The 12,447-nt window shown below is 71.9% G+C and carries 12 protein-coding genes; 4 read left to right on the top strand and 8 right to left on the bottom strand.

What is annotated here, in order from left to right; translation table 11 throughout:
- Positions 1 to 371: 371 nt before the first annotated feature.
- The 3 genes from ACLIYP_RS25975 to ACLIYP_RS25965 all read right to left on the bottom strand — a co-directional run bounded on the left by ACLIYP_RS25975 (position 372) and on the right by ACLIYP_RS25965 (position 4,234).
- Positions 372 to 1,772, bottom strand: coding sequence for an endo-1,4-beta-xylanase (locus ACLIYP_RS25975; RefSeq protein WP_412715541.1), 1,401 nt, complete (start codon positions 1,770 to 1,772; stop codon positions 372 to 374).
- A 422-nt stretch (positions 1,773 to 2,194) separates the two neighbouring features.
- Positions 2,195 to 3,619: a hypothetical protein gene (locus ACLIYP_RS25970; RefSeq protein WP_412715540.1), complete on the bottom strand. Its 1,425-nt coding sequence runs from the start codon at positions 3,617 to 3,619 to the stop codon at positions 2,195 to 2,197.
- A gap of 192 nt (positions 3,620 to 3,811) precedes the next feature.
- Complete coding sequence (locus ACLIYP_RS25965; RefSeq protein ID WP_412715539.1) at positions 3,812 to 4,234, bottom strand: winged helix-turn-helix transcriptional regulator; 423 nt, start codon at positions 4,232 to 4,234, stop codon at positions 3,812 to 3,814.
- 87 nt (positions 4,235 to 4,321) lie between these two features.
- Here ACLIYP_RS25965 and ACLIYP_RS25960 point away from each other — a divergent pair, with 87 nt between their 5' ends.
- Together ACLIYP_RS25960 and ACLIYP_RS25955 are read left to right on the top strand one after the other, a co-directional pair.
- Complete coding sequence (locus tag ACLIYP_RS25960; protein WP_412715542.1) at positions 4,322 to 5,125, top strand: NAD(P)H-binding protein; 804 nt, start codon at positions 4,322 to 4,324, stop codon at positions 5,123 to 5,125.
- A gap of 416 nt (positions 5,126 to 5,541) precedes the next feature.
- The gene (locus ACLIYP_RS25955; RefSeq protein ID WP_412715538.1) at positions 5,542 to 6,672 is read left to right on the top strand and encodes a DUF3103 family protein; all 1,131 of its coding nucleotides are present in this window, start codon (positions 5,542 to 5,544) and stop codon (positions 6,670 to 6,672) included.
- Positions 6,673 to 7,013: 341 nt separating this feature from the next.
- Here the strand turns inward: ACLIYP_RS25955 and ACLIYP_RS25950 are convergent, their stop codons facing one another.
- The 3 genes from ACLIYP_RS25950 to ACLIYP_RS25940 all read right to left on the bottom strand — a co-directional run bounded on the left by ACLIYP_RS25950 (position 7,014) and on the right by ACLIYP_RS25940 (position 9,118).
- Positions 7,014 to 7,691, bottom strand: coding sequence for an esterase/lipase family protein (locus ACLIYP_RS25950; RefSeq protein ID WP_412715537.1), 678 nt, complete (start codon positions 7,689 to 7,691; stop codon positions 7,014 to 7,016).
- Between the two features lie 426 nt (positions 7,692 to 8,117).
- Entirely contained in the window at positions 8,118 to 8,588 is a 471-nt protein-coding gene (locus ACLIYP_RS25945) for a GNAT family N-acetyltransferase (protein WP_412715536.1), read from the bottom strand.
- Positions 8,585 to 9,118: a hypothetical protein gene (locus ACLIYP_RS25940; protein ID WP_412715535.1), complete on the bottom strand. Its 534-nt coding sequence runs from the start codon at positions 9,116 to 9,118 to the stop codon at positions 8,585 to 8,587. The genes ACLIYP_RS25945 and ACLIYP_RS25940 overlap by 4 nt, the downstream gene beginning before the upstream one ends.
- A gap of 346 nt (positions 9,119 to 9,464) precedes the next feature.
- Here ACLIYP_RS25940 and ACLIYP_RS25935 point away from each other — a divergent pair, with 346 nt between their 5' ends.
- Positions 9,465 to 10,121: a 2OG-Fe dioxygenase family protein gene (locus ACLIYP_RS25935; protein WP_412715534.1), complete on the top strand. Its 657-nt coding sequence runs from the start codon at positions 9,465 to 9,467 to the stop codon at positions 10,119 to 10,121.
- Positions 10,122 to 10,196: 75 nt separating this feature from the next.
- Positions 10,197 to 10,814: a LysE family translocator gene (locus ACLIYP_RS25930; protein WP_412715533.1), complete on the top strand. Its 618-nt coding sequence runs from the start codon at positions 10,197 to 10,199 to the stop codon at positions 10,812 to 10,814.
- On the opposite strand, the gene ACLIYP_RS25925 is transcribed toward ACLIYP_RS25930, so the two are convergent.
- Both ACLIYP_RS25925 and ACLIYP_RS25920 read right to left on the bottom strand, forming a co-directional pair.
- The gene (locus tag ACLIYP_RS25925) at positions 10,803 to 11,291 is read right to left on the bottom strand and encodes a YbaK/EbsC family protein (RefSeq protein WP_412715532.1); all 489 of its coding nucleotides are present in this window, start codon (positions 11,289 to 11,291) and stop codon (positions 10,803 to 10,805) included. The genes ACLIYP_RS25930 and ACLIYP_RS25925 overlap by 12 nt on opposite strands.
- Before the next feature lie 125 nt (positions 11,292 to 11,416).
- Positions 11,417 to 12,085, bottom strand: coding sequence for an ArsR/SmtB family transcription factor (locus tag ACLIYP_RS25920; RefSeq protein WP_412715531.1), 669 nt, complete (start codon positions 12,083 to 12,085; stop codon positions 11,417 to 11,419).
- Between the last annotated feature and the right edge of the window lie 362 nt (positions 12,086 to 12,447).

Below are 12,447 nucleotides of genomic sequence, written 5' to 3'. Positions count from 1 at the left end.
GCTGTTGAGCAGCGGTGACCGGGACGCGGACGCCCCCGTGCGAGGATGTCCGCGCCTGTGTCACCGAACGGCTCGCACCGGGCGGCGTGCTGATCGCCGAGGACGCCGGGTCCGCCGGGTCCGCCGGGTCCGCCGGGAAGGGCAGCGCCTCGGCCGGGGCTGGCCGGCGGTACGCCGGCGTCTCCGGGGAGACCGACAGCCGTCGGATCGGCGTGTCCGCCCCTGCGCCGCCCGCTCGGGCCGGGCTCCGGTGGACCGGGGCCCTCTCCGCCCGGAGCCCGGGCCTCCGACCGCGAGCGGTGCCGGGCGGCCGCGGAGCGGTTCACCGGGTTCCCGGCACGGCGGGCCGTCGGCGGGCGGGCGCCGACCGACTACGCAGAAATCCCGGACGACCGGCCGGGGGTGCAGGTCACGTCCGCGGGAGCGTCGGCCGCGCCTGCGCCCTGGAAGCCGAAGGTGGTGGTCCCGTTGCCGGCCAGGGTGCCGTTGTAGCCGACGTTGCGGACGGTGACGTGCTGCCCGTCGACGGCGAGGTCTCCGTTCCACACGTGGCTGATGGACTGGCCGCCGGACAGCGTCCAGGTGACGGTCCAGCCGGTGATCGGTTCGGTGTGGTCGTTCCGGACGGTGACCTCGGCGGTGAAGCCGCCCTGCCACTGGCTGGTGACGCGGTAGGCAGCGGTGCAGTTGCCGCCGGGGGCGGGGCCGGCGCCGCCGAGCGCGGCGGCGATGGCGTGGTAGGCGGGCTTCTTGGCGAAGTCCTCGTCCCATGGCAGGGCGGCGCCCTGGCCCGGGAAGACGGAGGGAACCCAGGAGTACTTGTCGGTGTAGTCCCAGACGGTGATGCCGACGCACCGGGAGACCGCCAGGCACGCCTCGACCACGGCGCCGTAGTCGGCGGCCTGCTGGGTGTCCTTGGCGGCGGTGCGCGGCAGGGTCATGCGGATGTCGAGTTCGGTGAGGGCGACATCGACGCCCAGGTCGGCGAAGCGCCGGATGTTCTGCTCAAGGCTCGCCGGGACCTGGCCGGCGATCAGGTGCGCCTGCATGCCGACGCCGTCGATGGGGATGCCCTGGGCCTTGAAGGACTTCACCATCTCGTAGACGGCGTCGCTCTTGGGGCCGATGCCTTCGATGTTGTAGTCGTTGTAGTAGAGCTTGACGTCCGGGTCGGCGGCGCGGGCGGCCTTGAAGGCCTCGGCGATGTAGCCGTCGCCGATCTTCCGCTGGAAGACCGACTGCCGGCGGCTGCCGTCCTCCTCGAACGCCTCGTTGACCACGTCCCAGTGGACCAGCCGGCCCTTGAAGTGGTCCACCTCGTGGGTGATGTGGTCGCGCATCACTCCGAGGAGCTCGCCGGCCGGCACCTCTTCGACCCAGTTCGGCAGCTGGTTGTGCCACACCAGGGTGTGTCCGCGCACCGACTGTCCGTTGGACTCGGCCAGTTCGACCACCTCCTCGGCGGCGGTGTAGTCGAACCGGCCCCGGGACGGCTCGGTGTACTGCCACTTCATGGTGTTGCCGACGGTGATCTGGCCGAACTCGCTGCCCAGGATCTGCGTGTACCGAGCGTCGGACAGCTCGGGGTTGTCCGTGGCGGAGCCGAAGTAACGGCCCTTGGCCTCGGCCAGTTCGCCCAGGGTGGCGGTGTCGGCGTGGGCCGGGTGGGTGGGCGCGACCGCGGCCAGGCCGGCCGACAGGGTCGCTAACGCTGCCGCGAGGAGGCCGGCCGTGCGGCGGCCTCGGGTCGGGTGGTGGCGGAACATGGTCATCCTCCGATTCGGAAAACGTCCGGGGCTTGGTGTGTCGCCGTGATGACGGGACGGCGGACCGATCCGGCCCCGTCCCGGTTCCTCTCGGCGGACGGGAGGTACCGCCTGCCGATGTCGAGGCCCGGGCGGGCGCCATACGACTCCTACCACAGTGTCCCGGCCGCCGCGGGCGCGTTGTGCGGGTCGCGGAGGAGCCAAAGGGAGGAGCCGGAGGAAGGGACCGGAGGAAGTGGCCGGAGGGAGCAGCGCGGCGGTCGGGGCACCGGCCTGGCTGGAAGGGCAGTCGTTCTCCCGGCACTCCGGCAAAGGGCTCACCCCGAAGCGGCGGGCCGCATCGCCGATCAGTGGTCCCCGGCCTCCGCATCGGCCCGCGTCGCCCCGGTGGTCTCGCCGACCGTCCCGGTACGTGCCACCGGCCGGACTCAGCCGTCCAGCCCGGCCTCCCACTTGCGGCGTCGCAGCACGTAGTCGCTGAACAGGTGCCGGCCGCGGTCGAGCAGCTCGCCCACTTCCGGGTCGCCGCGCCGGGTGTCCGCTGCCGGGTGCCAGCGCTGCACGGACTGCCCGGCCCAGGTACGCAGTTTCACGTCCGGGTCCTTCAGCAGCCCGACCGCCGCCCTCAGTGCCACGACCCCGCCGTACGCGGTCAGGAGCCGGAACGCGGCGACCCGTACATGCCGTGGCCACTCGGGCCCGGTGCGTTCCAGCAGCCGGTCGGCGGGCAGTCGCCTCGCCGACGGCAGCAGGGCCGTGGCCGTCTCGCGGACGACGGCGGGGGACGGGTCGTCGAGCAGCGGCCACAGCCGTCCCGCGTCCGCGAGGTCCAGCGCCCGCAGCCCGGCGACCGTCTGCGCCCGTACCGCGGCCGCCGGGTGCGCGAGCAGCGGCGACAGCAGACGGGCGTCCGCGCGGTCTCCGCATTCGGCCAGCCCGATGACCGCCCCGGGCGGCAGGCCGGGGTCGTCCGGGGCCGCGCAGCGCGTCCGGTACCAGGGTTCCGGGTCGCCTCCGCACTGGCGCACCGCGTACCGGGCGCAGGCGCGCACCAGGGCGGACCGGTCGCCGAGGAAGGGCTCCGCACGACCGGGCCTTCCCGCTCGCCGCAGCGCGGTGACTCCGGCCGAGCGGGCGCGCGGGTTGCGCGCGCCCAGCAGCGGCGCGAGCACCTCGTCACAGGCGCTCTCCTCCTCGGGCAGGGCCGCGAGCGCCGCGGTGGCGCACAGATCCTGCACCACCGCATCACCGTCCCGGGCGGCCGCGCGGGCCAGCTCCACGGAACGGAGGAGGCGGTGGTCGACGGCCAGCCGGTATACGAACCGCCGCACCGTGCGGTCGTGGTGGGCGAAGAAGGCGGTGAGCCGCCCACGGGGTGCCCCTCTCAGGACCTCCTCGAGCAGCTCGGCGCCGAAGGCGCCCCGGTCTCGGCGGCCGCTTCGCAGGATCAGCGGCGCGAGACCGGTGGCGGTGTCCGCGTCCAGCGCCCGGCGCAGCAGCTTACGGGCGCACTCGCGCACCGGTTCGGCCCAGTCGGCGCAGCGGATCACCACCAGAGGCAGCAGGCCGGGATGGCGCGCCGAGTGGCGCAGTGCCGCCTGGCGGATCCGCCCGTCCCGGTGGCACAGGGCCAGCGCCAGCCGGGACTCGTCCAGTCGCGACAGGTCGGCGGGCAGCGCGGCGGTGTGCTCCCACTCCGGCAGGAACCGCCCCCGGTACCAGGCCACCTGCCGCGCTGCCGTGTCCAGCGCGAGCCAGTCAGCGGGGCCGGCCGCGGGCAGGGCGTCCCGCAGCGGCACGCCTTCCGCCAGACGCACCGTCACCGCCGTCCAGTCCCTGGTGTCCCCGTTCATCGCCGCCCCCGTCCACCCGCAGCACTCGGCCGTACCGGGTGATCCTAGGGTCCGGAGTGTGTGCGGGTCTCGCGGAAATACGGCTGCTCCTGCGGGTGTTCGGGGCGGGCCGTTCATCCGGTTCCGCCGGCCGTGGGCTGTCCTGGGCACATCGCCGTCGGCGGGCTCGGTGCGGGGCACCGGCGTTTCCCGTCACCGGATGTCGTGGCCGGGGTGGGCCCGGTCGTAGCGGTGCCGTGCCTCGGCGATGGCGGCGCGGTGTGTGAGGGACCAGTCGGCCAGCGCCTTGACCAGATGGGTCAGGCCGGCCCCGGTCCCGGTCAGGCGGTAGTCGACCTGGGCCGGGACGGTCGGGTACACGGTGCGCAGGACGAGCCCGTCGCGCTCCAGCCTGCGCACGGTGAGGGTGAGCATGCGCTGGGAGATGCCGTCGATCGCGCGCTGCAGCTCCCGGAAGCGGCGCGGCCCGCCCGCGAGTTCGACGATCACGAGTACCGACCACTTGTCCCCGATGCGGTCCAGGACGTCACGGATCCCGCAGTCCGGGTGGTCCTCCTGCCCGCAGGGGGCGAGGTCGGCGGGCGCGGTGGTTACCCCGGTGTGCGTGGGTGACATCGAACTGCCTCCTTGTGGCCGGTACACGGGCCGATCAGGATCGATCGTAGTTACTGGAGAGAACCACGGCGGAGGACTGTGACCGACATGATCCTGGTGACCGGAGCGAACGGAAACCTCGGCTCGGCCACGCTCGCGGCGCTGCGCGCCCGCGGCGCGGACGCGGCGGGCGGCAGCCGCACCCCGCGCGACGGAATGCGGCTGCTCGACTTCGACGATCCCGCGGGCATCGACCTCGCCGGGGTGTCGACCCTGGTGCTGGTCTCCGCCGGCTACGCCGAGGACGACCGGGTCGTCGGGCGGCACGCGGCCGCCCTGGACGCCGCGGCCCGGGACGGCGTCCGGCACGTCCTCTACACAAGCCTGACCGGCGCCGGCGACCATCTCGGTTTCGCGCTGGCGCACCGCGCGACCGAACGGCTCGTACGCTCCTGCGGCCTGCCGTGGACGATCCTGCGCAACGGCCTGTACGCCGAACTCTTCGGCGGCCTGCTGATGTGGAACGGCGGCGCGGTGGAGTCCGCGTTCGGCGACGGCGCCCTGGCCGCGGTCGCCCGTGCGGACCTGGCCGAGGCCGCGGCGGTCGTCGCGACGGACCCGGCACCGCACGGCGGGCGCACCTACGACCTGACCGGCACGCCGGTCACGGCGGCGCAGGTCGCCGGCAGGCTCGGCGTCCCGCACCGGACCATCGGCCTGGGCGAGTACCGGCGCAGGCTCGACGCGATGCCGGAACTGCTGCCGTTCCAGCCGCCCATGCTCGTCTCGATCGCGACCGGCGTCCGGCACGGCTTCCTGGACGGCACCGGCCCCGACCTCGCCGGCATCCTCGGCCGCCCGGTGAGCGACCCACTGGTCACAGCCGCCGCGGCCGCGGCCGCGGGAAAGTAACGCGTGGGCAGGGCGGGATCCTCCTGGTCGCCGGGAGGGCGACAACCCGGTCGACTCGTCGGACCACATCTCCTCCCGCCGCGGACGCGTGCGGGGCCGGGCCGTCCGCGCAGCGGACGCGCCGGTCCGCGCACGCCGGCCGGCCGGGGCACAGGCCCCTGAAGTCCGCCGGCCGCCTGCCGCGCGCCTCCTCCCCCGTGGAACCGGCAGGCGGACAGACCGCGGACACCCAACGGAGCGCCCCCGGAAACTCCGGGCCAGGACCCGGGGTGTCCTGATCGCACTCCTTGTGACGTTGGCATGTCAGCGTCATTCTGGGCGGCGCGGCGGTTTCTACCCGCATAGAGGAGAGGCCGTCCGCACCCGCGTACCCGTTCCTGACCACATCCGCCTACGCTCCTCCGCAGGAGATCCGCGTGACCAGACACCGGTTCAGAACCTCAGTCGTATGCGCCACCCTCCTCGCCCTCGGCCTCGGCCCCCTCCAGGGAGTCGCCTCGGCCTCCGCGCCACCCGAAACCCTCCGGGGCTCCGGGACCGTCGCCGCGATCGAGGACGGCGCCGCACGCTCGCTCGCGACCACCCTCTCCGACTCCGCCTGGCGGACCCGGGTCCGGGACGCGGCCCTCACCTCGGACGGGGTCGGTCTCGGCGATCTCGCGAGGAAGGACCCCTCACAGGCGGCGAAGGGCCTCGGGACGGTGGTCGCCGATGCCGACCGGGACCTGGCGGAGGCCAAGGGGCTCGGCACGAAGGCCGGCCCTCTGCTGCAACTCCGCCTCGCCGACGAGTCGATGCGCGAGGCGCTCAGGGCCGGTGCCGAGCCGCTGGTGGCGGCCGTCCCCGCCGATGACGGCGCCACCACGGTCACCGCCTACGACAGCGCGGGCCGCACCCACTCGCTCGACGCGCACCGGCTCCCCGAACGCCCCGTCTACGTGGTCGGCGTCGACGCCGAGCGGGCCGTCACCGCGGGCATGCGGGTCCTGCGCGAGGAACTCGCCCGGAACAGCCTCTCCACGACCGGCCCGGTGGGTTCCGCGAGCACCGCGAGCGACGGTTTCTGGACAAGTCGCATCACCTCCGTGAGGCTGTCCGACGACGAGGAGCCCTGGATCAAGGGCGATGCCGAGATCTTCTCGCTGGTGACCGGCTTCGGCCAGGACGGCAAAGTGCGCGTCGATCCGGTCGACATGCCGTATCTCGACGAGGACGGCAGGACCTATTACCCCAACCAGATCCTGGTGAACTGGTCGTACTACAAGTACAACCTCGCCGACGTCGTGATGATGGAGGAGGACGGCAGCACCAACTACCGGTCGCTCGCCAAGGCCCTCGCCGACGCCCTGCTCACCATCATCGACATGGGGGCCTACGTCCCGCTGGTCAACGCCGTGCTGGACGCCATGCCCGACGACTGGTGGACCGACGATCCCGACTACGTGGACTCCTGGTACACCCTCGCCCGCAGCAGCGCGGGCTCGTTCAGGGGCGCGCGGGGCAACGGCACCATGGCACTCGAACCCTACTGGGTGTCGGCCTTCTAACACTGTGACCGCGCAGGTTCGCCGGGTTGGTGGTCGTGGCGGCCGGATTCGCGGTGACATCCGGTCCGATCGCCGGAGGCGCGGTGGCCGGGCCTGTCCATGTGCGCAGACTGACCGGCCGGGAGGGCTCGCTCCCCGCCCTCCTGCTCCGGCGGGCACCGCATGCTTCGTGTACGTCGTCCACGGCCCGGCCGTGGCCGCGGCCCCCGGCGGGCTCTCACGTGCTCGTCCGCCGCGGGGTCGGCCTGCGGCCGCAGGGCGGGGCAACCCGCCCGGCGGGTCAGCCCGCTCCGAGGCCGGTTCGGCCTCGGAGCGGGCTGACCGCGGTGCGGCGTACGGCCTCAGGAGACGACGTCGCGCACGGCGTTGATGACCCCGGTGTTCGAGATCATCCCGATGTGGCCGAGGCAGGCGGTCCGGCGGTTGTCGGCGCCGTCGAGGATCGTGCTGTCGACCGGGTTGATGACGAGGTCGCAGGGCGAGCGGAAGGTCGTGTACCTGACATTTCCGGGAGTGGGGTCACCGGCGTTGAGGTTCCTCAGGAAGTCCGACCCGGCGCGCATCTCCTTGCAGGAGGTGATGAGGAGGGAGCAGAACCCCGCGATCGCGGTCCCGTTGTTCGGCCCGCCGATCGACACCCAGTCGTCGACCCGGCCGGCGCCGCCGAGGTTCTTGATGTAGTAGCGCGAGGAGAGGCCGCCCATGGAGTGGGTGACGATGTCGACCTTGCTCGCGCCGGTCTGCTTCAGGACTCCGTCGATGTAGTCGGACAGACGGCCCGCGATGGTGGCGTTGGAACGGAACGAGTCGTATCCGAAGACGTACAGCTGGTCGGCGGAGTAGCCGTTCGCCCTGAAGTTGCCGGTCATCGTGGAGAACTGGCCGCTCTTGCCGGCGAAGCCGTGCACGAAGACGACGGGCTCGGAGGCGTTGGCCTGTGCGGTGGCCGGGGTGAGCGGTACGACCAGCGCGGCGGCCAACAGGGCGCACATCGAGGTCAGGACATGGCGCAGGCGCATCTGGACTCCTGTCGGACAAGCAGTGGGGGCTGCTGTGTGGGAGGGTTCAGGGAGCGCGCGTCCCGCGTCGGAAGCAGGCCTGTGTGCTTCGGACGACGTCAGGTTACTCACACGTAGCCCGCTGTTTACATCACGGGGACATCACGGTGTGTGATCTACGGAAGCCGTCGGATCGGCTCCCTCCGGGAGAGGCCGCCGCGTATACAGCGCATACCGGCGGACCAGGCCGCGCGGGGAGTCGTCGGAGTTCCTCGCGAGAAGACCTTCCGGGTGACCGGAACCGTCCGGGTGCGATGGCTCGATGACCCGGGAGCCCGCCACGGTTCCGCCCGGACGTACTGCCGGCCGCCGTACCCGAAGTGCCACCGGCCCGCTTGCGGTTGCCGGCTCGGCGGGCGGGCCGGCAACCGGATCCCAGCAGGCGGATCAGCAGGCGGACAGGGAATAGCGCCGTTTCTCCCGGGCCCGGGCCCCCAGCCGGTCGTAGAACCTGATCGCGTCCGTGTTCCACGGCGGTGTCTGCCACTGCACTTGGCCGAGCCCGAGAGCACGGGCCTCGGCCAGCACGGCCTCCACCAGCATCGGGCCGATGCCCAGGCCCCGGTGGCCGTCCCGCAGGAACAGGCAGTCCATGTGGAGGTACTCCGCGCCGTCCCAAGTGGACAGCTCGGGAGCGCAGGAGGCGTATCCGACGATCTCGCCGCCGTCCAGCTCCGCGACGAAGCAGCGCAGTCGCGGAGCCGACGGGCCGAAGAGCAGTCCCTCCAGCCGCCTGGGCAGGTCGGCGGGCGGCGGCGGCGCGTTCTCGTACGCGGCGTGCTCGGCCGCCGGCGCGGCGACGCGGGGGAGGTCGGCGGGACGCGCGTGCCGTACCAGCGGCACCCCGGCCCGCGTCACCGGACCTCGCCTTCCAGCATGTCGCCGCACCACGCGGCCAGCCGCTCCGCGAGAGCGCCGTCGCCTCCCAGCACGTGCCTGCTGAAGGAGTCCCGTTCGTGGGCCAGCACGGCTGCTTCCCAGACGCATGGAGCCAGCCCCGACCGTCCAGGCCGTAGCCGTTCGGCGTCACCGGCCGGCCCGGTGAAGACGGCGAGGTCGGCCATGTAGCCTTCGATCCACGTGTGCACCAGGACGTAGTCGCCGTCGCCACCGGCGTGGACCAGCAGCACGGCGAGCCCGAGCGATCCCCGCAGGTACGCGGACGACAGGTGGTCGGCCGCGATCCTCAGCCCGGCCTGCGCGTGCCTGTCCGTCACGGTCCGGCCGGGCGCCTCGACCGCGTAGGGCTTGACCAGGTGCCCGGCGATCTCGGAGGTGTTCAGGGCGCGTACGGTCGGGGCGTGATAGCCGTCGGCCAGTGCGCGTAACGCTCCGGAACCGGCGAGTGCGGGAGAGGGCCTGGACCGGATCTCGGCAGGGTCTGTCATGCGGTCATGATGCCCGCCCCTCCGCGGCGGCCCCACGGGTGCCCGGGCACGGCGCGCTTCACCGCCGTCCGCGGTGGTCGCCCACCACACCGCCGAAGCGGAAAGAAGGGGAATCAGTTCGTCCGGACCGAGGGGCAGGCCGGTCCGCGAGAACCCGGGAAGAACTCCCAGCGATTCGGCCAGAACCGAAACCCTTTGACTTCCCCTCAGGCGAACACCACGATCGATCACGGCATCGACCACGAGGGTGAAGGGGGAACAAATGTCTTCGCAATACGAATCCGGAGTCGAGGAAGTCTGCGAGTCGCTCTCTGCGAAAAGCTACGAAATGCTCTCCGGCGGCAAGGTGAAACAGCTTCTCCTGCAACGGTCGGAAAACTCTTTAGACGATCTGGACACCTTTCGCGACAGCTGGAACCGGATGCCGCTCGACGGCTACATGGCCGACGGCGGCCGCTACCGGCGCCGGCGGCACGCCACGCTGAGCGCGCCCCCCGCGAGCGGCACGTACCGGATCGAGGCCCACCGGCCGCACTACCAGACGCTGGACTACAACAACCTCAACGGCGGAGTGGCCCGGCACTACGAGCCGTTCGAGGACCACATCCTGCGCGGCCCCACCATGGACAGCCTCCTCTCCCTGGGCTGCGACATCTTCGGCAGGCTCGCCCCGTACTCCCCGTGGCACATCGAGGCCCACCAGTTCCGCATCGAGGTCAGCGGCGAGGAGGTCGGCAAGCCGACCCCCGAGGGCGTCCACCGGGACGGGGTCACCTTCGTGCTGATGGCCATGGTGGGGCGCTCCAACGCCGTCGGCGGCGAGAGCACCGTCTTCGACCTGGGGAAGGCGCCGGTGGAGAAGTTCACCCTCACCGACCCGCTCGACCTCGCGCTCGTCAACGACGAGCGGGTCCACCACGGCGTCTCGCCCGTCGAGCAGCTCGACTCGTCCGAGCCCGCGTCACGCGACGTCCTGGTGATCACCTACCGGCACAAGCCCTGACGTCCGGGGGTGGGGTACCGCGCGGTACCCCACCCCTCTCCACGCCTGTCACCGGTCCAGCGAGAAGATGGGAACATGGGTCAGATCATCGCCGTAGGGGTCATCACCGTTTTAGCCGTCATCAGCCCCGGCGCGGACTTCGCGATGACCATTCGCAACAGCTACCTCTACGGCCGGAGCGCGGGGATACTCGCGGCGGTGGGGATATCGCTGGGCGTACTCGTCCACGTCACCTACACGATGGTCGGCGTGGGGCTGCTCGTGACGCGCACCCCGCTGCTTTTCACGGTGATGAAACTGGTCGGGGCCGCCTATCTGGTGTACATCGGGTACAAGACGTTCGTCACGAAGACCCAGGTGCAGATCGATCTGTCCTCCGACGGCGGGCTGTCCAAGTCCGGGGCGCTGCGCACCGGGTTCCTGACCAACGCGCTCAACCCCAAGACGATGCTCTTCGTGCTCAGCACCTACACCCAGGTGGTCAGCGCCGACACCCCGGTCGTCCAGCAGGTCGGATACGGTCTGTTCATGTCGGTCGCGCACCTGGTCTGGTTCGCCCTGGTCGCGCTCTTCTTCTCCCACCAGAGCCTGCGCGCCCGGCTGCTGCGCCGCCAGGGCGTGCTCAACAAGGCGATCGGCACCGTGCTCGTCGGCCTGGGCGTAGCCCTGGCGCTGTCCCCGTCAGTCCAGTGACAGCGGTTCGACGCGGGGCTCGGCGATGGTGCGGTAGTCCCGCGTCGACAGGGCGATCGAGCGGTCGAGCCGGGCGGCGTTGAAGAAGAACTCCGGGTGGGCCAGCAGGCCGGGGTCGACGAGCAGTTCCAGCCGTTCGTCGAACGAGAAGGGGAGGATGGTCCCGCTCGGGGAACCCGCGAGTTCCTCGGCGATGTCCGGGGAGGCGAAGGAGGCGTAGGTGCCGCCGTACAGCGCCTTCACCGCCGACAGGTCGATCCGCTTGTCCCCCGGTACGACGACCAGCGCGAAGCGCTTCTCCTTCTTGCCGATCTTCACCATCGCGATGATGCACTTGGCCGCCTGCGCCAGGTCGTGGCCGCGGAGCCGGCTGACCGCCTCGGTGCCGCCCTCGGGGGCGTGCTCGATCACCCGGTAGGCGGCCCCGTGTTCGTCGAGCAGGGCGAGCAGCTTCTCGTAGGTGCCGTCCGCGGCCATTGCGGTCCTCCTGTTGCGACTGATCCCGTGTCAGGTCGGTTGATCCTATGCCGCCGGAGCCCAGGCATCGTTCCGCCTTGCGTGCCCGGGCCGCGAGACGGTGGCCCGGGCACGGGCGGTGCGGGCTACCGGCGGTCCGCCGGCATATCGGCCCCGTCGTCCATGTACTCGAGCAACGCGGTTCCCGAGCCGCCCAGTTCGTACAGCACTCGGGCACCCGCCCGGCGCCGGTGCACCAGGCCGGCGGCCACCAGGGACGTGAGGTGCTCGGAGATGGTGCTCGGGGCGAGGCCGAGCGTCGCGGCCAGGGCCGAGGTGGTGGTGGGCGCGGCCAGGCCCCGGACCACGCCGGCCCGGCTGCGGCCGAGCAGGATCTCCAGCCGGTCCCCGCGTACGGGGACGTCGGCCCGCCGGGCGGGCGGCGCGTTCCCGGCGAGCACGGCGGCGCCCTTGGCCTGGTAGGACAGGGCCACCGAGCCGTCCAGGGCCGGGGCGAGGAGGGATGCTCCCCGGCCGAACAGCAGGGGCACGATGACCAGGTGGGAGACACCGGACACCTCGGTCCGGGTGGTTCCGGCGTCCAGTCTCAGGCCACCGCCGTGCCATGACAGACGGCCGTGCAGGCTGCGGAACAGCTCCTCCGTGCCCTGCGTGGCCAGAATGCGGGCACGCAGCAGTATCTCCTCCTCGGTCGCGGCGCGCAGGGACGCCGTGAACGGCGCCAGGGCCGCCTGCCAGTACCGGGGAAGGAATTCGCAGAGTTCGGCGATACGCGCCTGCGGATCCGAGTGCACCGGACGTACTCCGGCGGGAATGCCCTGCGGGAACCACCGCTCCAGTTCCGCCCGGACACGGGCCGGGGACACCGCGCGCAGTACCGCGATCTCCTCTTCCAGATCGTCTCTGACCGGGGACGGGACGACCGAGAGGAACGAGGGAAGCGTTCCGCCGCAGGCGCGGTGCAGACGGACGAGCCAGCCCGGAACGGTCGTGCCCGTCCTGCCCAGCGAATGCCGGGCGGCTTTGGCCCAGTGAGGTTTTCTCAGCGAAATGATCTACGCGAAGCCGGATGAGGCTCTGGTGTCCGGACGATTCGGGCAGCCCTGCCCCGGTGGCGGGCAGACGTAAAGCCCCTGGTAGGACGGTTCTCTCTCAC

Source organism: Streptomyces nanhaiensis (assembly GCF_046614825.1).
GTDB classification, from domain to species: domain Bacteria; phylum Actinomycetota; class Actinomycetes; order Streptomycetales; family Streptomycetaceae; genus Streptomyces; species Streptomyces radiopugnans.
This window is presented reverse-complemented; position numbering and strand designations above follow the sequence as displayed.

What these genes read in the sequence shown, in the direction of transcription:
- ACLIYP_RS25975 (WP_412715541.1), bottom strand. Translation starts at nt 1,772, where the DNA reads ATGACCATGTTCCGCCACCACCCGACCCGAGGCCGCCGCACGGCCGGC.
- ACLIYP_RS25970 (WP_412715540.1), bottom strand. Translation starts at nt 3,619, where the DNA reads ATGAACGGGGACACCAGGGACTGGACGGCGGTGACGGTGCGTCTGGCG.
- ACLIYP_RS25965 (WP_412715539.1), bottom strand. Translation starts at nt 4,234, where the DNA reads ATGTCACCCACGCACACCGGGGTAACCACCGCGCCCGCCGACCTCGCC.
- ACLIYP_RS25960 (WP_412715542.1), top strand. Translation starts at nt 4,322, where the DNA reads ATGATCCTGGTGACCGGAGCGAACGGAAACCTCGGCTCGGCCACGCTC.
- ACLIYP_RS25950 (WP_412715537.1), bottom strand. Translation starts at nt 7,691, where the DNA reads ATGCGCCTGCGCCATGTCCTGACCTCGATGTGCGCCCTGTTGGCCGCC.
- ACLIYP_RS25940 (WP_412715535.1), bottom strand. Translation starts at nt 9,118, where the DNA reads ATGACAGACCCTGCCGAGATCCGGTCCAGGCCCTCTCCCGCACTCGCC.
- ACLIYP_RS25930 (WP_412715533.1), top strand. Translation starts at nt 10,197, where the DNA reads ATGGGTCAGATCATCGCCGTAGGGGTCATCACCGTTTTAGCCGTCATC.
- ACLIYP_RS25925 (WP_412715532.1), bottom strand. Translation starts at nt 11,291, where the DNA reads ATGGCCGCGGACGGCACCTACGAGAAGCTGCTCGCCCTGCTCGACGAA.